General features: G+C 69.9%; 22 protein-coding genes. 1 reads left to right on the top strand and 21 read right to left on the bottom strand.

All coding sequences use genetic code 11. The features are described 5' to 3' along the window. The 18 genes from B3I25_RS02890 to B3I25_RS02805 all read right to left on the bottom strand — a co-directional run. The coding region (locus B3I25_RS02890; RefSeq protein ID WP_286737747.1) for an amidohydrolase family protein at positions 1-482 on the bottom strand (482 nt) is incomplete at its 3' end. Between the two features lie 10 nt (positions 483-492). Further along, on the bottom strand, positions 493-1476 hold the full coding sequence (locus B3I25_RS02885) for an aspartate carbamoyltransferase catalytic subunit (RefSeq protein ID WP_064845879.1): 984 nt from the start codon (positions 1474-1476) through the stop codon (positions 493-495). Beyond that, positions 1473-2135, bottom strand: a complete 663-nt coding sequence (pyrR, locus tag B3I25_RS02880) for a bifunctional pyr operon transcriptional regulator/uracil phosphoribosyltransferase PyrR (protein ID WP_286737745.1) — start codon at positions 2133-2135, stop codon at positions 1473-1475. The genes B3I25_RS02885 and pyrR overlap by 4 nt, the downstream gene beginning before the upstream one ends. A 108-nt stretch (positions 2136-2243) precedes the next feature. Beyond that, positions 2244-2660 carry a transcription antitermination factor NusB gene (gene nusB, locus B3I25_RS02875; RefSeq protein ID WP_064845881.1) on the bottom strand — a complete coding sequence of 139 codons (417 nt, stop codon included), beginning with the start codon at positions 2658-2660 and terminating at the stop codon, positions 2244-2246. Further along, entirely contained in the window at positions 2657-3220 is a 564-nt protein-coding gene (gene efp, locus B3I25_RS02870; RefSeq protein WP_064845882.1) for an elongation factor P, read from the bottom strand. Before efp ends, nusB begins: the two co-directional genes overlap by 4 nt. 146 nt (positions 3221-3366) lie before the next feature. Continuing rightward, complete coding sequence (aroB, locus tag B3I25_RS02865; protein ID WP_064845883.1) at positions 3367-4452, bottom strand: 3-dehydroquinate synthase; 1086 nt, start codon at positions 4450-4452, stop codon at positions 3367-3369. Beyond that, positions 4449-5006, bottom strand: a complete 558-nt coding sequence (locus tag B3I25_RS02860) for a shikimate kinase (protein WP_064845884.1) — start codon at positions 5004-5006, stop codon at positions 4449-4451. Before B3I25_RS02860 ends, aroB begins: the two co-directional genes overlap by 4 nt. After that, the gene (gene aroC / locus B3I25_RS02855) at positions 5003-6253 is read right to left on the bottom strand and encodes a chorismate synthase (RefSeq protein ID WP_064845885.1); all 1251 of its coding nucleotides are present in this window, start codon (positions 6251-6253) and stop codon (positions 5003-5005) included. The genes B3I25_RS02860 and aroC overlap by 4 nt, the downstream gene beginning before the upstream one ends. Positions 6254-6346: 93 nt before the next feature. Then, complete coding sequence (locus tag B3I25_RS02850) at positions 6347-7264, bottom strand: shikimate dehydrogenase family protein (RefSeq protein ID WP_098053480.1); 918 nt, start codon at positions 7262-7264, stop codon at positions 6347-6349. 10 nt (positions 7265-7274) lie between these two features. Continuing rightward, positions 7275-8474, bottom strand: a complete 1200-nt coding sequence (gene mltG / locus B3I25_RS02845) for an endolytic transglycosylase MltG (RefSeq protein ID WP_286737742.1) — start codon at positions 8472-8474, stop codon at positions 7275-7277. 76 nt (positions 8475-8550) lie between these two features. After that, the gene (gene ruvX, locus B3I25_RS02840) at positions 8551-9054 is read right to left on the bottom strand and encodes a Holliday junction resolvase RuvX (RefSeq protein ID WP_064845888.1); all 504 of its coding nucleotides are present in this window, start codon (positions 9052-9054) and stop codon (positions 8551-8553) included. Beyond that, positions 9054-11741, bottom strand: a complete 2688-nt coding sequence (gene alaS, locus B3I25_RS02835; RefSeq protein WP_286737740.1) for an alanine--tRNA ligase — start codon at positions 11739-11741, stop codon at positions 9054-9056. Before alaS ends, ruvX begins: the two co-directional genes overlap by 1 nt. After that, positions 11741-12199: a hypothetical protein gene (locus B3I25_RS02830; RefSeq protein WP_064845890.1), complete on the bottom strand. Its 459-nt coding sequence runs from the start codon at positions 12197-12199 to the stop codon at positions 11741-11743. Before B3I25_RS02830 ends, alaS begins: the two co-directional genes overlap by 1 nt. 2 nt (positions 12200-12201) lie before the next feature. After that, positions 12202-12681: a DUF948 domain-containing protein gene (locus tag B3I25_RS02825; RefSeq protein ID WP_064845891.1), complete on the bottom strand. Its 480-nt coding sequence runs from the start codon at positions 12679-12681 to the stop codon at positions 12202-12204. A 231-nt stretch (positions 12682-12912) separates the two neighbouring features. Next, positions 12913-13554, bottom strand: a complete 642-nt coding sequence (gene rpsD, locus B3I25_RS02820; RefSeq protein ID WP_064845892.1) for a 30S ribosomal protein S4 — start codon at positions 13552-13554, stop codon at positions 12913-12915. A gap of 222 nt (positions 13555-13776) precedes the next feature. Continuing rightward, positions 13777-15276: a glycerol kinase GlpK gene (gene glpK, locus B3I25_RS02815; protein ID WP_179861322.1), complete on the bottom strand. Its 1500-nt coding sequence runs from the start codon at positions 15274-15276 to the stop codon at positions 13777-13779. A 126-nt stretch (positions 15277-15402) separates the two neighbouring features. Continuing rightward, on the bottom strand, positions 15403-16137 hold the full coding sequence (locus B3I25_RS02810; RefSeq protein WP_064845912.1) for an MIP/aquaporin family protein: 735 nt from the start codon (positions 16135-16137) through the stop codon (positions 15403-15405). Between the two features lie 161 nt (positions 16138-16298). Then, the gene (locus B3I25_RS02805; protein ID WP_064845894.1) at positions 16299-18026 is read right to left on the bottom strand and encodes a glycerol-3-phosphate dehydrogenase/oxidase; all 1728 of its coding nucleotides are present in this window, start codon (positions 18024-18026) and stop codon (positions 16299-16301) included. 176 nt (positions 18027-18202) lie between these two features. On the opposite strand from B3I25_RS02805, the gene B3I25_RS02800 reads away from it, so the two are divergent. Next, a complete protein-coding gene (locus B3I25_RS02800; protein ID WP_286737738.1) occupies positions 18203-19171 on the top strand; it encodes a sugar-binding transcriptional regulator in 969 nt (322 codons plus the stop codon). A gap of 23 nt (positions 19172-19194) precedes the next feature. Here B3I25_RS02800 and B3I25_RS02795 read toward each other — a convergent pair whose 3' ends face one another. From B3I25_RS02795 to aspS, 3 genes are all read right to left on the bottom strand, one after another. After that, positions 19195-20727 carry a replication-associated recombination protein A gene (locus B3I25_RS02795; protein ID WP_286737737.1) on the bottom strand — a complete coding sequence of 511 codons (1533 nt, stop codon included), beginning with the start codon at positions 20725-20727 and terminating at the stop codon, positions 19195-19197. A gap of 47 nt (positions 20728-20774) precedes the next feature. After that, entirely contained in the window at positions 20775-21227 is a 453-nt protein-coding gene (dtd, locus tag B3I25_RS02790) for a D-aminoacyl-tRNA deacylase (RefSeq protein ID WP_098055907.1), read from the bottom strand. A gap of 221 nt (positions 21228-21448) precedes the next feature. Beyond that, positions 21449-23266, bottom strand: coding sequence for an aspartate--tRNA ligase (gene aspS / locus B3I25_RS02785; RefSeq protein WP_064845913.1), 1818 nt, complete (start codon positions 23264-23266; stop codon positions 21449-21451). Positions 23267-23382 lie beyond the last annotated feature (116 nt).

Below are 23382 nucleotides of genomic sequence, written 5' to 3'. Positions count from 1 at the left end.
ACGGGGTCGTGGACGCACTTGCCGTCGTCGGAGAACATCCGTACACCCGCGCGGGACTCCGCCATCGCGCGGATCTCGGACAGCTGCGTGCCCTCGAGCCCCACCGTGACCGCGCCCACCGGGTGAACGTCCGCCCAGCCTGCGTCGCGGCCCAGCTGCCACACCTGCTCGACCACGCCGGCGGTGTCCGCCACGGGGTGGGAGTTGGCCATCGCGAACACCGCGGTGAACCCGCCGCGGGCCGCCGCACGCGTTCCGGTCTCCACGGTCTCGGCGTCCTCGTGACCCGGTTCGCGCAGGTGGGTGTGCATGTCCACGAGACCCGGAAGGGCCACGGCGCCGGCGGCGTCGATCACGTCCGTGCCCTCGGGCACGTCCAGGGTGCCCACGGGCCCCACGGCGGCGATCACCCCGTCCGTGAGCAACAGGTCCGCGGGCTCACCGCCCTCGGGGCGGGCATTGCTGATCAGGTAGGAGCTCATGCGGGCCACCTCAGTTCTCGCTCGGGTACGGGGAGCTCTCGTCGCCGGAGAGCAATAGGAACAACACGGCCATCCGCACGGCCACACCGTTGGCCACCTGCTCCAACACGGTGGAGCGCGGGGAGTCGGCGGCCTCTGAGGAGATCTCCAGGCCGCGGTTCATGGGCCCGGGGTGCATGAACACCGTGGGCGCACCCATGTGCTCGAGGCGCTGCACGCGCTGGGACGTGAGCCCCCAGCCGCGCGTGTACTCGGCCTCGCTCGGGAAGAACGCGGCGTTCATGCGCTCACGCTGCAACCGCAGCATCATCACGGCGTCCGGGGCCTCGGCCAGCACGGCGTCCAGGTCGTAGCCGACCTCGCACGGCCAGTCGTCCATGGCCACGGGGACCAGGGTGGGCGGGGCCACGAGCGTGACGCGTGCGCCCAGGGTCGTGAGCAACCACACGTTGGAGCGGGCCACGCGGGAGTGCAGCACGTCCCCCACGATCACCACGTGCATCCCCTCGAGGTCCATCCCGGTGCTCGCCATGCCCGTGGCCCGCGAGCGCACGCGGCGCAGGGTCATGGCGTCGAGCAGGGCCTGGGTGGGGTGCGCGTGCTTGCCGTCCCCGGCGTTGATCACCGCGGCGTCGATCCACCCGGAGTCCGCGAGCTGCTGCGGGGCGCCGGAGGACGCGTGACGGATCACCACGGCGTCCGCGCTCATGGCCATGAGCGTCTGTGCGGTGTCCTTGAGCGACTCGCCCTTGGACACCGAGGAGCCCTTGGCGGAGAAGTTGATCACGTCCGCGCTGAGCCGTTTGGCCGCGGTCTCGAACGAGATCCGCGTGCGCGTGGAGTCCTCGAAGAACAGGTTGACCACGGTGCGCCCACGCAGGGCGGGCAGTTTCTTGACCGAGCGCGAGGACACGGCGGCCATCTGGTCCGCGGTGTCCAGGATCCGCACTGCCTCGGGGTAGCTCAGCTCGTTGGTCGTCAGCAGGTGCTTCATACGCGCGGCCCCTTCCCGGCGGTACCGGGGGCGCGGGCGACGTCATCGTCGGAGACCACCGGCGAGTCGATGATCACGCAGTCCTCGTGACCCCTCGCGCGCGGCTGGGGATCGGACTCGCGCAGCAGCACACGGACCTTCTCGTGGGAGGACGTGGGCAGGTTCTTGCCCACGTGATCCGCGCGGATGGGCAGCTCGCGGTGGCCACGGTCCACGAGCACGGCCAGGCGCACCGCGTTGGGGCGTCCCACGTCCACGAGGGCGTCCAGGGCCGCGCGGATCGTGCGCCCCGAGAACAGGACGTCGTCCACGAGCACCAGGGTGCGCCCGTCGATCCCGGAGCCCGGGATCACCGTGGGTTGCGGGGTGCGCGCGGGATGACGCCGCAGGTCGTCGCGGTACATCGTGATGTCGAGCTGACCCGTGCTCTGTTGCGCGTGGAAGTCGGGGTCGATCTGCTCGAGCTTGGCGGCCAACCGCTGGGCCAAGGGGTAGCCGCGACGGGCGATCCCCAGCAGCACGAGACCCCGGGAGCCCTTGTTGGACTCGAGGATCTCGTGGGCGATCCGGGACAGGGCCCGGTCGATGTCGGGTGTCGAGAGAATTACGCGGGACGTCATGCTCCGCGGTGACTGCTCGGCGTGTTCGGGCACGTTCACGTGCCGCCTCCTTCCCCGCCTCACCGGACGGACTTAAAGGGTGCGATCCGTAGTCGAAGCTACCACACGAAAAACCCCGGCCCGTGGCGAGCACGGACCGGGGTAGGTTCAGTCGTCGAGCAGGGAGGGCTTGACCTTCTGCAGCCGCCCCAGCAGCCCGTTGACGAAGCGAGGCGAATCGTCCGTGGACAGCTGCCGGGCCACGGCCACCGCCTCCGCGACGGCCACGCCGTCCGGGATCTCCGAGTTGTACAGCAGCTCCCATGCCCCCACGCGCAGCACGTTGCGGTCCACCGCCGGCATCCGGTCCAGCTCCCAGCCCTGGGAGTAGGTCTCCAGGAACTCGTCGATGTCCTCGCGCCGGTCGTGGACGCCCTCGAGGATGTCCACCGTGTACGGGTTGATGGGCGAGGAGGAGTTCTCCCGCCGCCGCACCAAGGCGTCCCGGACGGATTCGTTACGTTGTTCGGCCTCGAACAGGATCTCGACGGCGCGGATCCGGGCCTTGCTCCGGGCGCCGCTCACTCGTTGACGCGTCCCAGGTAGTCACCGGTGCGAGTGTCGACCTTGACCTTGGTGCCCTGCTCGAGGAACAGCGGGACCTGGATCTGGTAGCCGGTCTCGACCGTGGCGGGCTTGGTGCCGCCCGTGGAGCGGTCACCCTGCAGACCCGGCTCGGTGTAGGTGATCTCGAGCACGACCGACGGCGGCATCTCGATGTACAGGGGCGCGCCCTCGTGCATGGCCACGGTCACGTTCTGGTTCTCGAGCATGAAGTTCGCGGCGTCCCCCACGACGGCGGCCGGCACCGTGATCTGGTCGTACGTGGAGTTGTCCATGAAGACGTAGTCCTCGCCGTCCTGGTACAGGTACTGGTACTCGCTGCGATCCACCGTGGCGGTCTCGATCTTGGCACCGGCATTGAACGTCTTGTCCACCACCTTGCCGCTGGTCACGTTGCGCAGCTTGGTGCGCACGAACGCGCCACCCTTCCCGGGCTTGACGTGCTGGAACTCGATGGTCTGCCAGAGGTTGCCGTCGAGCTTGAGGATGGTGCCGTTCTTGATGTCGTTGCTGGTTGCCACGGTGTCACTTTCTCGTCGGGAACGTCGCCGCACGGCGGCGGGGCGCGTGGAGCCGGACCAGTCTACCGCGTGCGCCCGCTCGCCGTGCCAGCCGAGCAGTGCTCAGGGGCGCGGACGACGGCGCTCGCCGTGCCGTCCGCGCGGGCTCACTCCGCGATCTCCTGGTAGCACGCGAAGAGGATCGCGGGGTCCGGGACCTCCATGATCCGCGGGGCGGCGATCCGGTCCAGCACCACGAAGCGCAACAGGTTGCCGCGGGTCTTCTTGTCCCGCTTCATGACCTCGAGCAACCGGGGCCACTGGTCCGCGCGATACGTCACGGGCAGCCCCAGGGACGTGAGGATCTCGCGGTGCTCGTGCACCACGTCGTCGGACAACGACCCGGCCGCGCGCCCGAGTTCCGCCGCGAAGACCATGCCCACCGACACCGCCGCGCCGTGGCGCCACTGGTAACGCTCGTTGTGCTCGATCGCGTGCCCCAGCGTGTGGCCGTAGTTAAGGTATTCGCGCCGCCCGGATTCCTTCAGGTCCGAGGAGACGACCTCGGCCTTGACCCGGATCCCGCGCTCGATCAGCTCGCGCACCACGGGTGACGCCGCGTCCCGCACCTCCTGCGGGTTCTCCCGGATCAGCTCGAGGATGCGCGGGTCCGCGATGAACCCGCACTTGACCACCTCGGCCATGCCCGTGAGCAGCTCGTTCTGCGGCAGGGTCTGCAACGAGTCCAGATCGCACACGACCGCCGCCGGTGGGTGGAATGCTCCCACGAGGTTCTTGCCCTCGGCGGTGTTGATCCCGGTCTTCCCGCCCACGGCGGCGTCCACCATGCCCAGCAGCGTGGTGGGCAGGTGGATCACGCGCACCCCGCGCAACCACGTGGCGGCCACGAAACCGGCGAGGTCCGTCACGGCGCCGCCGCCCACGGAGACCACGGCGTCCGTGCGCGTGAAGTCCGACTGGCCCATGATCTGCCAGCAGAACGCCGCGACCTCCACGCGCTTGCCCTCCTCAGCGTCCGGGATCTCGGCCACGAAGCTCTGGATCCCGACGGCGGAGAGGTTCTGCTGCACCACGTCACCCGTGGCGCGCAGCGCGCGGGGGTGGATGATGAGCACCTTCTTGACGCGCTCGCCCAGCAGTTCGGGCACGCGGTCCAACAGGCCGTTGCCCACGAGGACGTCGTAGCGGTTGTCGGGACCGCCGTGGACGGGGATGCTGACGGGATCACTCATGCGGTGTGTTCCTTTCCGCGCGGCTGCGCGATCGGTTCGCCCAGCGCGAGGTAGAGCTCACGGGCGATCTGCGCCACGGTGCGCGGCGCGGCGCCGTCGAGCCGGATGGTCGCGAGGCGTTCGAAGGTCTCGCGGCGCTCGGCCATGATCTGGCTCCAGCGGGCCTCGGGATCCGGTTGGAGCATGGGGCGGGTCGTGTTGCCCTTGATCCGCGGACGGACGGTGTCCAGGTCCACCTCCAGGTATGCGACCGTGTGCCCGGCCAGCAGCGGCTGCACGAGCGGGGACATGGGTGCGCCCCCGCCCAGGGAGATCACGCACCCGGCAGTGTCGGGGTCATCGAGCAACTCGGCGACGACCTGCGCCTCGATCCGGCGGAACTCGGCCTCCCCGCGGGCGCGGAACAACCGAGGGATGGGTCCGTAGCGGGACTCGATCACGCGATCGGTGTCCACGTGGGGCAACCCGTAGTGCTCCGCGAGGTGCTGTGCCACGTGGGACTTGCCCGCCGCCATCGGCCCGATCAGCACCACGGGCAGGGCGGGGCGCGTCACGCCAGGTCCCCGCGCACCTCGTCCAGGGCGGCCAGCGCGGCGGGGTCCGCGAGCTCGGGGGACGTGCGCAGGTTGGCGGGGATCCTCGCGAGGTAGGCGTCCTTGTTGCGTACCGTCTCGGTGATCGAGTCGCCGCCGAACTTCTCGAGGGCGGCCTGGGCGAGCACGAGCGCGACCATGGCCTCGGCCACCACGCCGGCCGCGGGTACCGCACACACGTCCGAGCGTTGATGGTGGGCGCGGGCGGGTTCACCCGTGGCTACGTCCACGGTGTGCAGCGAGCGCGGGACCGTGGCAATGGGCTTCATCGCGGCACGCACGCGCAACAGGTCACCGATCGACATGCCGCCCTCGATGCCGCCGGCGCGATTGGAGACCCGGTGCACGGTCCCGTCGGCAGCCAGCGTCTCGTCGTGGGCCGCGGAGCCCGGGCGCGCGGCGGTACGGAACCCGTCCCCGACCTCCACGCCCTTGATGGCCTGGATGCCCATCAGGGCCCCAGCCAGGCGCGCGTCCAGGCGTCGGTCCCAGTGCACGTACGAGCCGAGTCCCGGGGGCAGGCCCTCGGCGAGCACCTCGACGACGCCACCCAGGGTCTCCCCCGCCTTGTGCGCCTCGTCCACCGCGGCCACCATGGCCTCGGAGGTCCCGGCGTCGAAGCAGCGCAGCGGATCGGCGTCCAGCGCGGCGACGTCGTCCGGGCCGGGCAGCGCGGCGCCCTCGGGCACCGACACTTCCGCGATCGCGGTCGTGTGGGACACGAGCCGCACCCCGAGGGCCGCGAGGACCTGGGAGGCCACGACACCGAGCGCCACGCGCGTGGCCGTCTCTCGGGCCGACGCCCGTTCGAGCACGGGGCGGGCCTCGGCGAAGTCGTACTTCTGCATGCCGGTGAGGTCCGCGTGACCGGGGCGCGGGCGGGTCAGGGGCGCGTTGCGGGCCCGGCCCTCGAGCACCGCGGGATCCACCGGGTCGGAGCTCATGACGTCCTGCCACTTGGGCCACTCCGTGTTGGCGATCTCGATCGCGACCGGCCCGCCCTGCGTGAGCCCGTGGCGGACCCCGCCCAGGATGCGCACGCGGTCCTGTTCGAATTTCATGCGGGCGCCGCGGCCGTACCCGAGCCGGCGCCGGGCCAGCGCGTCCTGGATCATCCCGGTGGTCAGTTCCACACCGGCGGGGACACCTTCGATGATCCCCACGAGCGCCTCACCGTGTGATTCCCCGGCCGTGAGCCAACGCAACATCAAAACACTCCAGTTCTCGCCCGGGGTCCACGCCCCGCGGTCAATTCGTCTCGCTCGGTCGTGCGCCCCGGCCCGGGCGGCACGCGCGCCGGGTCACGGCGCGAGTCGTGTGGCCTGCGCGATGCGCACGCGCTGCGGGATGCCACGTTCGGGCCGTCCCACCGCGCGACACATGGCCGCGGTCACCCTGTCCTCGTGCGGTATCGCCGCGAGGGGATCGCCCTGCGTGAACCAGCGGACCTGATCCACGGCCTGGAAGATCAGCATATCGACACCGGGGGCGATCGCGCCCCCCGCGTCCTGCCATGCAGACGCCAGCCGTGAGGGCCACGGGTCGTACGCGGCGTCGAGCAGCACGCCGGACACCGACGGCGCCTGGGCGCGCCACTGCAACGCGAGCTCGTCCGCACCGCGCGGGGGCAAGGTCGCCACGACCACGTCCGCGGTGTGCAGTGCCTCGGCGGCGTACTCCCACGCCACGGTGCGCACCTCGGTGCCCACCGCCCGCGCCACGGCATCGAGGGTCCGTGCGCGCGAGGGTGTCCGCACGACGACGTCCACCGTCTCGGCCCCGAGCCCGTGCAGGGCCGCGACGGCCGCGCTGGCGGTGGCCCCTCCGCCGAGCACGACGGCGCGCGGGGTCTCCGGGATCGCGCCGGCCGCGCTCACGGCGGACATGATGCCCATGACATCTGTGTTGTCCGCGACCACGCGTCCGTCGTCCTCGAACGTGAGTGTGTTGGCCACGCCGAGCGCCCGCACGAGCGGGGTGACCCGGTCGGCGTCTCGGGCGGCGAGGGGTTTCAGGGGCATGGTGACCGAGAACCCGCCCCAGTCCCCCGCAGCCCGGGCGTCCGCCCAGAAGGTGTCCCATTCGCCCACGGGCACGTCCCGGCGCGTGTAGTGCGCCGTGAGCCCCAGGGCCTCGTAGGCGGCCGCGTGCAGCACCGGGGACAGAGAGTGGCCCACGGGGTGCCCCAGCACCGCTGCCCGCACGGAGGATCGCGTCATCGCGCGCCCCTCAGGAGCACTTACCGGGGTTGTCCGAGCACCACTGCTGGTACTCCTGCACGTAGCGCTGGTGCTCCTCGTACGTCTTGGAGAACTTGGTCTCACCGGTGTCGAGGTTCACCGTTACCCAGTAGTAGTAGTCGTTCTTCTCGGGGTTCGCCGCTGCGGCGATCGCGTCGTCGCTCGGGGACCCGATGGGACCCACGGGCAGGCCCGGGTTCGCGTACGTGTTGTACGGATTGGACTTGTCCCGCTTCTCCTCGTCAGTAAGGTGCACGGTGGTCTTGCCGAGCCCGTAGGTCACGGAGGCATCCGACTGGATGAAGCCGCTGGTCTCGCCGTTCGGGTTGTTGATCCGGTTCTCGATCGCCCCGGCCACGGAACGGTAGACCTGGGGCGTGCCCTCGAACTCCACGATGGAGCCGATCGTGAGCACCTCGAACCAGCGGTCCTCGGGGACGTTGTTCTTGGACAGCGTGTCCTTGGTGCGGTCCACCATTTCCTGCAGGATCTGCTCCGCGGTGGCGTCGAGCGGGAAGTGGTACTCCCCCGGGTGCAGCCAGCCCTCCAGGTCGGGGAAGCGGTCCGGGATGCCGAACTTGGCCTTGTCCGTGGCGAGCTTCTCGAACTCGGACTTGTCGATCCCGGTGGCCTGGCTCAGGGCCGCGAACGTGTCCCCCTTGCGCTGGGTCTTGGGGATGGCCGCATAGTGGGTGGCCTCCCCCCGTTCCATGAGGGCGTCGATGGCGGCGTCAGAGCTCATGCGGGTCTTGAGCTGGTACTCCCCGGGCTGGATGAACTGCTCTGGGTAGCGCTGCTGGAAGGTGGAGACGAAGTGGGAGGCGTTGGCTACGATGTCCTGCGCCTGCAGGTCCTGGGCGATCTGTCCCGTGGAACTGCCGTCCGCCACGGAGAACGTGACGTCCTGGTCCCCGGAACCGCGGTAGTCCTTGCGTTCGAACAGACCGAACGCGGACCCCAGGACGGCCACGACCACGACCAGAGCCGCGATGAACAGCGCGATCGCCGTGGCCAGGGACGCGCGCGAACGGACCTTGCGGCGCTGCCGCTGTTCCGGGGTCACGTCGTGGTGTTCGAAGGCCCCCGCCAGGCGGGATTCCCCCGCGTCGTTCGAAGAGGTCAGCACGTCACCGTCGGACCGGTGGCCCTGTCCGTCACCGATGCCGGTCTCCCGCGGCTCTCTGCTCACGAATTCTCTCCGTCCGCCGTTCATGGTGCACATATGGGGGTGCTGCGGGCCAGGATCACCGCCCGCACGGTCAACTCTAATCAGCAGCCCGGTCCGGGACGGGTTCGCCCGGTTCCGTACCGGTCCGCCGCCCCTGGTCCACCGCCGTCTGCAGGAACGTCACCGCGGCGGCCTGATCGACCCTGTCCATGTGATGACGTCGTGACACACCCGAGTCCGACAGCGACCGGTGCGCGCTCACCGTGGACAACCGCTCGTCCACCAGGCGCACCGCTGTGGCGCACCCCCGTGAGCCTAACCGACGAACCAGTGAGGCCGCGTAATCACGAGCCATCCGCGTCGAGGCATTCTCACCGCCGTCGAGGCTGCGCGGCAGCCCCACGTAGACGGTCACCACGTCCCGTTCCTCGCACAACCGGGTGATGATCTTCACATCGAAGGCCTTACGGGGGTTGCTGTCCCGCCCGAGGGTGTCGTGCGGGGTCGCGAGCACGGCGTCGGGGTCGGTCAGGGCGATACCGACCCTGACCGTCCCCACGTCCACGCCCATGCGCACACCGCGTGCGAAGGGTTGCGGCATCAGCCCGCCGTGGCCAGGATCTGCTCGCGGATCCCGGCCAGCGCGTCGGGGATGCGGGCCGGGTCGGAACCGCCGCCCTGGGCCACGTCCGGCTTTCCGCCCCCGCCACCACCGAGCGCGGTGGCTGCGGTGCGCACGAGCTGGCCCGCGGCCAGGCCGGCGTCGCGAGCGGCGTCGTTGACGGCGACGACGACGAGCGGGCGCCCGTTCGCGACACCGGTCACCGCGGCCACGGCGGCGTCGGATCCCAGACGGGCGCGCAGGTCGAGCGCGAGGGTGCGCAGGGCGTCCGCCGAGGCGATCTCACCGGCGTCGTGCAGGACGGCGCGCACGGAGCCCACGGTCTGCGCGTCCTGCGCGAGCTGGCCGGCCTGCGCCTGCAGCTGCTGCTGGCGCAGCCCCGCGAGCTGGCGCTCGGTCTCCTTGAGCTTCTCGAGCGTCGCGGCGAGGCGCTCGGGCAGTTCGGCGCTGGACTGGACCTTGAGCATGCCCGTGAGCTGGTTGACCAGGGTGCGCTCGGCGGCCAGGTGGTTGAACGAATTCAACCCCACGAGCGCCTCCACACGGCGGTTGCCCGAGCCCACGGACTGCTCCGAGACCAGGGACAGCGAGCCGAGCTGGGACGTGGAGCCCACGTGCGTGCCACCGCACAGTTCACGTGACCACGGGCCGTTCATCTCGACCACGCGCACCTCGTCCCCGTACTTCTCACCGAACAGGGACATCGCCCCGAGCTTCTTGGCCTCGGCGAGCGGCATCTCGCGGGTCACGACCTCGAAGTCGTCCCGGATCGCGGTGTTGGCGATCTGTTCGATCTCCTGCACCTGGGACGGCGTGAGGGCCTCCCCGTGGGAGAAGTCGAAGCGCAGGTAACCCTCCTTGTTGAACGACCCGCGCTGCACGGCGTCGGGACCCAACACGTCGTGCAGCGCCGCGTGGATCACGTGCGTGCCCGAGTGGGCGGCCTCGCCGTCGTGACGGCGCCGCGAGTCCACGCGCGCGGTGACCTCGTCACCCGTGACGACCTGGCCCGCGGCCACGGTGACCCGGTGCACGGACAGTCCCTTGACGGGTTGCTGGACGTCCTCCACGGTCAGGCGCAGCCCGTCCGCGGAGTCGATCACGCCGGTGTCGGCGGCCTGGCCACCGGACTCGGCGTAGAACGGCGTGGCCTCGAGTACGACCTCCACGCGCGCGCCCTCGCTCGCCGCGGGCACCGGGACACCGTCGGCGAGGATCGCGCGCACGGTCGTGGGGGTCACGAGCTCGGTGTAGCCCGTGAACCGGCTGCCGTGGTCGTCCAACAGGCGGCGCAGTTCGGACAGGTCCGCCATGGCGCCCTTCTTGGCGCGCGCGTCCTGCTGGGCCCGCTCACGCTGCTCGGCCATGAGCTCACGGAAGGCCCGCTCGTCCACGGCCACGCCCGCCTCGCCGGCCATCTCCAGGGTCAGGTCGATGGGGAAACCGAACGTGTCGTGCAGCGCGAACGCGTCCGCGCCGCTTAGTGCGCGCTTCTCGCCCTTGGCGAGCTCCACGGCGTGCTCGAGGCGGGTGGTGCCCGACTCGATGGTCTTGAGGAACGCGCGTTCCTCGGCGTACGCGATCTTGGAGATCCGTTCGAAGTCATCCGCGACCACGGGGTAGACGCCCTTCATCGCGTCGCGAGAGCGCGGCAGCAGCACGGGCAGACAAGGGTCCGTCACCCCGAGCAGGCGCATCGCGCGCACCGCGCGGCGCAACAAGCGGCGCAGGATGTACCCGCGGCCCTCGTTGCCCGGCGTGACACCGTCCGCGATCAGCATGAGCGAGGAGCGCACGTGGTCGGCGACGACGCGCATGCGGACGTCGTCCTCGTAGCCCTGCTCCCCCGGCTTCTCCGCGCCGCGGTAGGCGCGACCGGACAGTTCGGCGGCGGCGTCGAGCACGGGGCGGACCTGGTCCGTCTCGTAGAAGTTCTCCACGCCCTGCAGCAGCATGGCCATTCGCTCCACGCCGAGACCGGTGTCGATGTTCTTCTGGGGCAGGTCCCCCAGGATCTCGTAGTCCTTGCCGTTGCCCTCGCCACGCTGGTACTGCATGAACACGAGGTTCCAGATCTCGATGAACCGCTCGTCGTCCACGGCCGGACCGCCGTCCTGGCCGTAGCGCGGACCGCGGTCGTAGAAGATCTCGGAGTCGGGACCCGCGGGGCCCGGCTGGCCGGTGTCCCAGTAGTTCTCGTCCCGGCCCATGCGCTGGATCCGCTCGGAGGGCAGCCCCACGGTGTCGTGCCACAGGTCGTAGGACTCCTGGTCCCCCTCGTACACGGTGACCCACAACCGCTCCGGGTCCAGCCCAAAGCCGCCGTCCTCGAGCGAGGAGGTCAGCAGCTCCCACGCCATGGGGATCGCGCCGGACTTGAAGTAGTCACCGAAGGAGAAGTTCCCGGCCATCTGGAAGAACGTGCCGTGCCGGGCGGTCTTGCCGACCTCATCGATGTCGAGGGTGCGGATGCACTTCTGCACCGAGGTGGCCCGCGAGTACGGGGGCGTCTCCTGGCCCAGGAAGTACGGGATGAACGGGACCATACCGGCAATGGTGAACATGGCTCCGGGCTGCTGCGACACCAGCGAGGCCGAGGGCACCACCTGGTGGCCCTTGCCCTCGAAGTAGCTTAGCCAGCGCTGTGTGATCTCATGGGAGAGCATTACCGGTCATTCCCTTCCGATGGGACGTGTGTGATGATCCGACCCCGGGGGTCGCCCGGTGCGGGGCCCGGTTCGTGGGCGGTGTCCGCCCGCCACGGGGCATCCGGCGGTGGTGCGGCGTGGTGCGGGGCGTCCGGGTGGTTCGCGGTGTGGTCCACGGGCGTGCGCACGCCGAACTTCTCGTGCAGCTCGGCCTCGCGTTCGTTCATCCCCGCGCGCACCCGGGCGGCGAAGTCCTGGAACCGCCGCGCGGCGGTGCGGAAGAGCTCCACGGCGCTCCCGCTCGCGCGGCGTTCGACGGCGCCCTCGGAGCCGTGGCGGGCCACCGCACCCTGGGTGCCGCTCTGCACCTGCCGCCCGATCGCCTCGCGTGCGGCGGGGTCGGAGGCCACGCGTGTGGCCGCTCCGCCCACCACGGCGCCCGCGGCGAGCAGTGCGAGTTTGGACCACAAACCCATGCTCAGCTCCTGGTGTCCGTGGGCCCGGGCGCACGGCCTGCGGCGTGCGCGTCCGTGGACCCGGTGGTCGTGCCGGTCGCTGCGCCACCGGACGCGGCACCGGGCTCGGTATGGGGGCCAGGCCGGGTCTGGGCACCGGCCTGGGGGCTGAACGCGCGGCGCAGCCCGTGGGAGAAGGACGCGACCTTGATCAGCGGCTGCCCCACCGTGGAGGCCACGAGGGAGGACAGTGCGGAGACATTGGCGGAGGCGTCCGAGACGTTGGACGTGATTCCGTCCACCTTCTCGAGCTGGGTGTTGGTGGTGGCCACGGTGCGCGTGACCTCGTCGATCAGCGGGGCGGTGCCGTCGTTGATGGAGCGGATGCTCAGGCGCAGTTCATCGAAGACACGACCTAGCTTGATGATGGGCACCGCGAGCAACCCCACGAGCACCGCGAAGACCAATGCCGCGAGCAATCCGGCGATATCCCCACCGTCCATGGGCGACCACAACTCCGTTCCTACTTCGAGATCAGGGTCGGACCCGCGCGCAAGACCGACCGAAGCGCAACTCTACCCAAGAACCCGGGTGCAACGGGGAATCCGGCGCCACCGGGCCCGGTGTGCCCGTGCGCCGTCGTCCCCGGGATGCGAACAGCCCGCAGCCGAGGGCCGCGGGCTGTTCGCTCGTCACCCGTCACCCGTGACACGGGCGACGGAGGGCACGGAGGATCAGACCATCCGTGCGTAGTACTCCACCACGAGCTGTTCCTCGCAGGTCACGGGGACCTCGGAACGCTGCGGCTTGCGCGTGAGCTTGGCCTGCAGACGGTCGATCGCGACGTCCAGGTAGGCCGGGGTGTCCGGGAGGACATCCTGGTTGGCGCCGGTCGCGGCGATCTGGAACGGGACCATCTTCTCGGAACGCGGGTGCACGTGGACCGTCTGGCCCGGGCGCACGCGGTACGAGGGGCGGTCCACGCGCTGACCGTCCACCATGATGTGGCGGTGCACCACGGCCTGGCGGGCGGCGGCCATCGTGCGGACGAAGCCGGCACGCAGGACAAGGGCGTCAAGACGGGTCTCGAGCAGGGCGATGAGGTTCTCACCGGTCTGACCCTCGACGCGCTTGGCCTCGACGTACGCGCGGTGCATCTGCTTCTCGCGGATGTTGTACTGCGCGCGCAGCCGCTGCTTCTCCATCAGCCGGACCTTGTAGTCGGAGTCCTGCTTGCGGCGGGCCCGGCCGTGCTCACCGGGAGCGTACGGGCGGCGCTCGAAGTACTTCTCGGCCTTCGGCGTCAGCGGGATGCCGAGGGCACGGGACTTGCGCACCTGACGGCGCACACGAACACTGTTGGAGCTGTTGGACACAACTTGCCTTTCATGCGGTTCGACGGCGTACGGGATGGACCCGCGTTCCGTTCTGGGTGGTACTGGCCTCCGGCGCGGGAATCGGTTCCCACGGGAGAGGTGCGGATCAGCCGCAATCCGACGGACCTAGCGTCCGCCGGGCACGCGCGGGATCGTGAGGGTGCCACGGGTCCCGGGAGTGCGCCGACGAGACGTGCCAGCCAACCGTCCACTATAGCCGATTCAGTCCACGTCCTCGTTCACCCAGTCGAACGACTTGGTCACGGCCTTGCCCCAGTTGCGGAACAGCTTCTCCTGCTGCTCACGGTCCCCCTGGGGGTCCCAGCGCTTCTCCTCGGCCCAGTTGCGGGAGATCTCCTCGAGGTCCGCCCAGAAGCCCACGGCGAGACCGGCCGCGTACGCCGCACCCAGGGCCGTGGTCTCAGTGATCTTCGGCCGGATCACGGGCACACCCAGCTGATCCGCCTGGAACTGCATGAGCAGCTCGTTGGCCGTCATGCCACCGTCCACGCGCAGCTCCGTGAGGTCCTGCTTGGAGTCCTTGTTCATGGCCTCGACCACCTCACGGGACTGGTACGCGGTGGCCTCGAGCACGGCACGGGCGATGTGCTCCTTGCGCACGTAACGCGTGAGCCCCACCAGGGCGCCGCGGGCGTCCGGACGCCAGTGCGGTGCGAACAGACCCGAGAACGCGGGGACGAAGTACGCCCCGCCGTTGTCCTCGACCGCGCGCGCGAGCGGCTCGATCTCCTTGGCGTCCTGGATCAGCCCCAGGTTGTCCCGCACCCACTGCACGAGCGAACCCGTGACCGCGATGGAACCCTCCAGCGCGTAGATCGGCTTCTCGCCCTCGATCTGGTAGCACACGGTGGTGATCAATCCGTGCTCGGAACGCACCGGAGTCTCCCCCACGTTCATGAGCAGGAAACTGCCGGTGCCGTAGGTGTTCTTGCCCATGCCGGGTTCGAAACACGTCTGGCCGAACATGGCCGCCTGCTGGTCACCCAGGATGCCAGCGATCGGGACCTGTTTGAGGAACCCGCGGGCGCGGCCCTTGCCGTAGACCTCGCTGCTGCACCGGATCTCCGGGAGCATGGACATGGGCACGCCCACGGTCTCGCACAACTCCTCGTTCCATTCGAGGGTGTCGATGTTCATGAGCAGGGTCCGGGACGCGTTCGTTACGTCCGTGACGTGCACCCCGTCCTCGGAGCCGCCGGTCAAGTTCCACACGAGCCAGCTGTCGGTCGTACCGAAGAGCAGGTCCCCGGCCTCGGCGCGCTCACGGGCGCCCTCCACGTTGTCCAAGATCCACTTGACCTTGGGACCGGCGAAGTAGCTGGCCAGGGGCAGACCCGTGAGCTCGCGGAAGCGTTCCTCCCCGCCGTCCTTGGCGAGTTCGTCTACGATCTCCTGCGTGCGAGTGTCCTGCCACACGATCGCGTTATACACGGGTTCGCCTGTGTTTTTGTCCCACACCACAGTGGTCTCGCGCTGGTTGGTGATACCCACCGCGGCGAGATCGTCCTTGGTCAGCTCGGTCTCTGCGAGCGCGTCCGCGACGCAACGGCGGGTGTTGCGCCAGATCTCCTGTGCATCGTGTTCGACCCACCCGGCGCGAGGGAAGATCTGCTGGTGCTCGTACTGGCCCACACCCATGATGGTGCCGGAATGGTCGAAGACAATGGCGCGGGTGCTCGTGGTGCCCTGATCGATGGCCATCACGTACTGGGGATCACCAGAACCTGTGGTCCTGGTACCTCGGGCGGTCTTGGTGGTGTTTGACTTGCTCATGGTGCTCACTCCTTGGGTCGAGGGGCGGAAATCGATGGGGATGCGTTCAGGGGATCAGAAAGCCGCACCCGGGAACAACTGGAAGACACCGCCGGCGAGCAGCGCGCCGAGGATGGGACCCACGATCGGGACCCACGCGTAGCCCCAGTCGCTACCACCCTTACCTCGGATCGGGAGGATCGCGTGGGCGACGCGAGGGCCCAGGTCACGCGCGGGGTTGATCGCGTAGCCGGTGGGGCCGCCGAGGCTCGCACCGATCCCGACCACGAGCAGCGCCACGGCCAGGGGGCCCAGGCCGGAGGGGGTCCCGCCGAACATGAGGATGACGAAGACCAGGACGAACGTGGCGATCACCTCGGTCAGAACGTTCCACCCCGCGGAGCGGATCTCCGGTCCGGTGGAAAACGTGCCCAGCTTGGCGGCTGGGTCCAGCGGCTCGTCGTAGTGCTGCTTGTACGCGATCCAGCAAACCACGGCACCCAGGAAGGCACCCAGGAACTCGGCGGCCAGGTAGACCACGGTCGACGCGGCGGTGATGGCCACCCCCGGCGCGTAGACATCGGCTCCGGAGGCCCAGATGCCGACCGTCACGGCGGGGTTCAGGTGGGCGCCCGATTGCCAGGCGACGTACACGCCGGCGAACACGGCGAGACCCCACCCGAAGCTGATGAGCAACCAGCCGCCGGCATTGCCCTTGGTCTTGCCCAGGAGGTGGTTGGCCACAACACCGACACCCAGAAGGGTCAGCAGTGCGGTGCCCAGGACTTCGGACCAGAACACCGTGCCCAGGGGTACCACTTCCGCCGCCTCCATGGGCAGCATCGCGTTCAAAGTGGTCATGGATTGACTCCTTGCAGTTCGTGTCGTTGTTGGGTGATTTGGACACACCGCCTCCCCATGGCATGAGCCACCGGGAAGCGGTGTCGGCGGGAATGGGACGCCCGCCTACGTCACAGAGTGTTGAGCGAGGGGGCTGCGCTGCGCGCGGCCGCCGCGGAGGCGTCGTCCGTGGTCTGCGCGGCGGCGTCCTCGGCGGCGCACACGGCGCGGTAGGCCTGGATCTCCTGCTCCTTACGGGCGTCGTCCCAGCCCAGTTCGGCGGCGAGCAGATCGGCGACCTCCTCGACCGCGGCCAGACCGTGATCGGGCTGGTCGTAGGACATCCGGGTCCGGGTCTCGAAGACGTCCGAGACGTGCAGGACACCCTCGTGCCGCGCCGCCTGGACCACCTCGGCCCGCAGGTAGGCGGGCGCCGCCGCGAGCGGCCGGGCCAGATCTTCCTGCTCCGCCACGAGGTCCTCGATCTCCGTGATGGCCGATCCGTAGCGGTTCAACAGGTGGTCGACCATGTCGTCGCTCCAGCCGTGGCGTGCGCCGATCCGGTCCGCCTGCCGGGTCATGGGAACGTACCCGTTGGCACCGTGGAGCAGCGTCCGGTCGGTGACCGAGGGCAGGATCTTGGCGCGCTCCTTGCCGAGTGCGAAGTCCACGGCGTCCTGGGCCATGATGCGGTAGGTGGTCAACTTGCCGCCGGCGATCGAGATCAGCCCCGGCGTCGCCTCCGCGACCGTGTGCTCGCGGGAGATCTTGGTGGACGCGGTTTCCGTGCCCTCCTTGACGCCCGGCTGCAGCAACGGCCGCAGACCCGCGTAGGTGCCCATGACGTCGTCCCGGGTCAGGGGCTCGTCCAGGACCACGTTCGCGTGTTCGAGTACGTAGTCGATGTCCGCGGCCGTGGCCACGGGGGCCGAGATGTCCTGCTCGTAGGGGGTGTCCGTGGTGCCGATGATCCAGTAGTGCTCCCACGGGATCACGAACAGCACCGATTTCTCGGTCTGCAGGATCAGGCCCACCTCACCGCGGATCCTGTCCCGGGGCACCACGATGTGGATGCCCTTGGATGCGAGCACCTTGAGGCCCCCGTCCGTGTGGGCCATGTCCTGGGTCTCCTCGGTCCACACGCCGGTGGCCGCGATGACCTTGCGGGCGCGGATCTCGTGCTGCGTGCCGGCCTCCAGGTCCGTGACGCGCGCGCCCACGACGGCGCCGTCGTCGTTCTTGAGGAGTTCCGTGACTCGCGTGCGGGTCGCGGCCAGGGCGCCGTAGCCCACGGCCGTGCGGATGAGCGTCAGCACCAGACGGGCATCGTCCACGCGACCGTCCCAGTACTTGACGGCGCCCACCATGACGCCCGGCTTGATGCTGGGGAACGCCTCCTTCACGCCGCGCTGCGAGAGCTGACGGTGGAAGGGCATGGACGCGACCTTGGAGCCCACGTGGGCCAGGGTGTCGTAGAGACCGACGCCCGCCGTCACGTACGGGCGCTCCCAGAACCGGTGCAGGATCGGGTAGAGGAAGGGGACGGGCTTCACCAGGTGGGGAGCCAGCGTGTAGAGCAGGCGCTCCCGTTCGTGCAGCGCCTCCGTGACGAGCTTGAAGTCGAACTGTTGCAGGTAGCGCAGGCCACCGTGGACCAGCTTGGACGACCAGCGGGACGTCCCTCCCGCCCAGTCCTGGGCCTCCACGATGCCGGTGCGCAGCCCTCGCGTGGCCGCGTCCAGCGCGATGCCGGCCCCCGTGATGCCACCGCCGATCACCAGGACGTCCAACTCGGCCCCTTCGCTCATTTCACGGAGCGCGGCCTGACGGGTCTCGGAATTCAATTGGGTGGCAGTCACAGTATCTTCCTCACTCAATGTCGGTGTGGATGCGGGGTGGCCCGCAGTTCTTGCGGACCACGCTACGCACTGGGATGTGACGTACATCCCATTTCGTAGCCGTGCGCACTACCATGTCGCGCCGATGCACGTATGCTCAACCTATTTGCACATGTGTGCACGGGAGGTGAGGGGCGATGCACGACGATTCACTGCTCTACCAAGCCGCGGAACTGTACTTCGTGCAGGACATGACCATGGGTGCCGTGGCCGAGCGGCTGGGGGTCTCACGGTCCACGGTCTCGCGCATGCTGGCGGATGCGAAAGCCAGGGGCATCGTGACGATCACCCTGCGCCCACCCGACACACCCACGGACCGGCTGTCCCGTCGCATCCACGACACGTTCCGGGTCACGGCGCACATCGCGGGGACCCAGCGGGCGTCGCATAGCGGCCAACGACTCGACGCGGTCTCGCGCTACACCGCACAACTACTCGCGTCGTGGGTCCAGGACGGGACGTCCCTGGGGGTCGCGTGGGGCACCACGACCTCCGCGATCGCCTCTCACGTGCGCCACACCAACACCCAGGACGTCTCGGTGGTGCAGCTCAACGGGGCCGCCGGGCCGCGGACGGCCGGCACGGATACGTCCGCCCCACTGCTCTCGACGTTGGCGCAGGCCTTCAACGCCGAGCTGTACCCGTTCCCGACCCCCGCTTTCTTCGACTGGGAACAGACCCGGACGCTGCTCTGGCAGGAATCCTCGGTCCGCCGCATCCTCGCGGCCCGGGCGAGTGTTGACCTGGCGGTGTTCAGCGTGGGGGCCTTCCACGGCCCGGTGCTGTCCCAGGTCTACACGGAGGGCCACCTCAGCTCGTCCGAGCTGCGCAGTCTGAGCGGGCACCGCGTCGTCGGGGACATCTGCACCGTCTTCATCCGCGAGGACGGCAGTTACTCGGACATCGAGCTGAACCGGCGGGCCTCCGGACCCACCCCCGCCGATCTCTCCAGGATCCCCCGCCGTGTGTGCGTGGTGTCCGGGCGGCACAAGGTGCGCGGCATCGTGGGTGCGCTGCGGTCGGGCGCGGTGACGGACCTGGTGATCGACGACCTGACCGCCAAGGACGTGCTGGACCACGTGGACGGCGCGGGAGCACGGCCCTGACCACCCACCGTCGTAGCCGCGCCCTACGGCCGGGTGCCGCCGCGCACGATGTCGCGCAACCGGATCACGCGCTGCGCCAGGTCTCGTTCGTGGCCGTACCCCGTGGGCCGGTAGTAGTCCTTCCCCACGAGCTCGTCCGGCGGGTACTGCTGGGTGGCCACCGCGTTGGGCGTGTCGTGGGCGTAGACATAGCCCGCGCCGTGGCCGAGCTCGTTCGCGCCCGGGTAGTGCGAGTCCCGCAGGTGCGGGGGCACGGGCCCGGCACGTCCGGCGCGGACGTCCGCGATGGCCTCGTCGATGGCCAGGTACGCGGCGTTCGACTTGGGTGCGGTGGCCAGATGTGCGACGGCCTCGGCGAGCGGGATCCGCCCCTCGGGCATCCCGATCAACTGCACGGCCTGGGCGGCCGCGACCGCGGTCTGCAGCGCCGCGGGGTCAGCGAGACCGATGTCTTCCGACGCGCTGATGATCAACCGGCGCGCGATGAACCGGGGGTCCTCCCCGGCCTCGATCATCCGGGCCAGGTAATGCATCGCGGCGTCCACGTCCGAGCCGCGGATCGATTTGATAAACGCGCTCACGACGTCGTAGTGCTGATCGCCCTGCTTGTCGTAGCGCACCGCCGCGCGGTTGACGGCCTCCTGCGCGTGCTCCAGCGTCACGGTCACGACCGATGCATCGGGGGTTTCGCCCGCTGCCCCGGGCTCGGCCGCGCCGTCGTCCGATACCTCGGCTCCCGAACCCTCCGTGCCCGGGCCCTCGGCCCCGGAACGCGCGGCGCCATCGGCGTCGTCGTCCAACGCCGCCGTGTGGGAGAGCGCGACCGCCGCAGCCGCCTCGAGAGACGTGAGCGCCTTGCGCGCGTCTCCCCCCGAGACGTCCAGCAGGTGCTCGCGCGCCTCCGGACTCAGGACGACGGCACCGTCCAGCCCGCGCGGGTCGGTCACCGCGCGGTCGAGCAACTCCCCGATGTCCGGGCGCTCGAGCGGTTGCAGGGTCAGCAGCAGGGAGCGCGAGAGCAGCGGTGCGATCACGGAGAACGAGGGGTTCTCGGTCGTGGCGGCCACGAGGACCACCCACCCGTTCTCGACCCCGGGCAACAGCGCGTCCTGCTGCGCCTTGGTGAACCGGTGGATCTCGTCGAGGAACAGCACCGTGGTCCGCCCGTGCAGGTCGCGCGCGGTCAGCGCCTCGTCCATGACGCGCCGCACGTCCTTGACCCCGGCCGTGACGGCGGACAGCTCCACGAAGGTGGTGTCGTGGCCGCGCGCGATCACGTGCGCGATCGTCGTCTTGCCCGTGCCCGGCGGGCCCCACAGGATGACCGACGACGCCGCGGTCGGTCCCGAGCGCCCAGCGGTCAGTCCGCGTAGGGGCGAGCCGGTGCGCAACAGGTGCTTCTGGCCCACGACCTCGTCCAGGGTGCGGGGGCGCATGCGCACGGCGAGCGGTGCGCGGGAGCGCGCGCGGGACGGGGTCCGATCCCTCGCGTGGGCGGATGGGCCGGACCCGTCCTCGCTCAGGGGATCCGGGACGTCGAACAATGCATCGCTCACGCCTCGACCCTACTGCCCGCCTCGGACACGCACGGGCCGCCGCGGGTTCAGCCGCGACGCGGGCGCTGCAGCTCGTCGCTGTCCACCACGAGGGTCACGGGCCCGTCGTTGACGAGCGAGACCTCCATGTGCGCACCGAACTCCCCGGTTTCCACCGGCAGACCGCGCTCACGTAGCGCCGCCACGAAGGCGTCGAAGAGGGGTTCGCTCACGTCCCCGGGGGCGGCGCGGGACCACGACGGTCGGCGCCCCCTCCGCACGTCCCCGTACAGCGTGAACTGGCTGACCACGAGCACCGGGGCCGAGCGGTCCTCGCACGAGGTCTCTCCCGGCAGGATGCGCAGCCCGGCGATCTTGGCCGCGAGCTGCGCGGCGATCTCCGGGGTGTCCGAGTGGGTGACCCCCACGAGTGCGACGAGCCCGGGGCCGGTGATCTCGCCCGTGCCCCGTTCCCCCACGGTGACACTGGCCCGCGACGCCACCTGTAGCACGATTCTCATGACGCCAGTCCATCACACTCGCACCCCGGCACCGTCCCACTGCTGACACGGCCCGTCCCATGGGGAAACGGGTTGCCCCGGGAGTGGAACCGGTCGTCCCGCGAGCGCGGCGGGTCACGCAACCGGACCGCGCACGAAGGCTGCGGGGCCGCCGACCTCGGGGTGACATCCCGGATCGGCGGCCCCGCAGCGAGTAGCGACGGTGTCACGTGTCGATGGCGTTACTTCGCGTCGCCGCCCTTGTCGGCGGAGGCTGCCTCGCGCGGCGCCTCGGCCTTCTTGGGCTCGGGCTTGGCGTCCACGCCGGCTTCCTTGCGCTGCTGCGCCGTGATAGGCGCAGGCGCGGCGGTCAGGGGGTCGTAGCCGTTGCCGGTCTTGGGGAACGCGATGACGTCCCGGATGGACTCGGTGCCCGCGAGCAGCGCGACCACGCGGTCCCAGCCGAAGGCGATGCCGCCGTGCGGGGGCGCGCCGAACTGGAAGGCGTCCAGCAGGAAGCCGAACTTCTCCCGGGCGTCCTCCTCACTGAGCCCCATCACGCGGAACACGCGGTCCTGCACGTCCCGGCGGTGGATGCGGATGGAACCGCCGCCGATCTCGTTGCCGTTGCACACGATGTCGTACGCGTAGGCCAGCGCGGAGCCGGGGTCCGTGTCGAAGGTGTCCATGAACTCGGGCTTGGGGGACGTGAACGCGTGGTGCACGGCCGTCCACGCACCGGAGCCCACGGCAACGTCGCCGGACTCGACCGCCTCGGACGCGGGCTCGAACAGCGGCGCGTCCACGATCCACACGAAGGCCCAGTCATTCTCGTCGATCAGGCCCACGCGGTGGCCGATCTCCACGCGCGCGGCACCGAGCAGCGCGCGGGAGGTCTTGGCCCCGCCCGCGGCGAAGAACACGCAGTCGCCGGGCTTCGCGCCCACGGCCTCCGCGAGTCCGGCCTTCTCCTCCTCCGAGATGTTCTTGGCCACCGGCCCGGCGATCTCGCCGTCCTCCTTGAACAGCACGTAGGCGAGGCCCTTGGCGCCGCGCTGCTTGGCCCACTCCTGCCACGCGTCGAGCTGGCGGCGGGGCTGGGATGCACCGCCTGGCATGACCACGGCACCCACGTACGGGGCCTGGAACACGCGGAACGGGGTGTCCTTGAAGTACTCGGTGAGCTCCGTGAGCTTCAGGTCGAAGCGCAGGTCCGGCTTGTCGGAGCCGTAGTCGGCCATGGCCTGGGCGTAGGTCATGCGCGGGATGGGGGTCGAGACGTCCACGCCGATCAGAGCCCACAGGGACTTCACGATCTGCTCGCCCAGGGCGATGACATCGTCCTCCTCCACGAAGGAGGCCTCAACGTCCAGCTGGGTGAACTCGGGTTGGCGGTCCGCGCGGAAGTCCTCGTCCCGGTAGCAGCGGGCGATCTGGAAATACTTCTCGATCCCGCCCACCTGCAGCAGCTGTTTGAACAGCTGCGGGGACTGCGGCAGCGCATACCAGGAGCCCGGGGACAGCCGTGCCGGCACCACGAAGTCACGCGCACCCTCGGGAGTGGAACGGGTGAGGGTGGGGGTCTCCACCTCGGTGAAGCCCTGCTCGTGCAGCAGGGTGCGGGCCACCCGGTTGACCTCGGAACGCAGCCGCATGATGCGGGCGGGCTCCGGGCGGCGCAGGTCCAGGTAGCGGTACTTCAGGCGGGCTTCCTCGCCCACCTCCACGTGCTCGTCGATCTGGAACGGCAGGGGTGCCGCGGTGTTGAGCACGGTGAGCTCATCCACCATGACCTCGACCTCACCGGAGGGCAGGTTGGGGTTCTCGTTGCCCTCGGGGCGGCGCTCCACGGTGCCCGTGACCTGCAGGACGTACTCATTGCGCAGCTGGTGGAACTGCTCCTCGTCACGCACCACGACCTGCGCCACGCCGGAGGCGTCACGCAGGTCCACGAACGCCACGCCGCCGTGGTCGCGGCGCCGGCCGACCCAGCCCGCCAGCGTGACGGTCTGTCCAATGTTCTCGACGGTCAACGTGCCGAGTTCATGCGTTCGCAACAAGTGCATTCACCTTTTCAATCAATGGGATGGTCGGGATCGCGGGCCGGCGGAGCGCGTCGCACCGAGTGCCCGCGGAGCCGCACCGGATCGGGCGCCCCGGAGCAGGGCGTGCTCCC

Origin of the sequence: Kocuria sp. UBA1838, from assembly GCF_002338785.1 — a bacterium.
Taxonomy (GTDB): Bacteria; Actinomycetota; Actinomycetes; order Actinomycetales; family Micrococcaceae; genus Kocuria; species Kocuria marina.
This window is presented reverse-complemented; position numbering and strand designations above follow the sequence as displayed.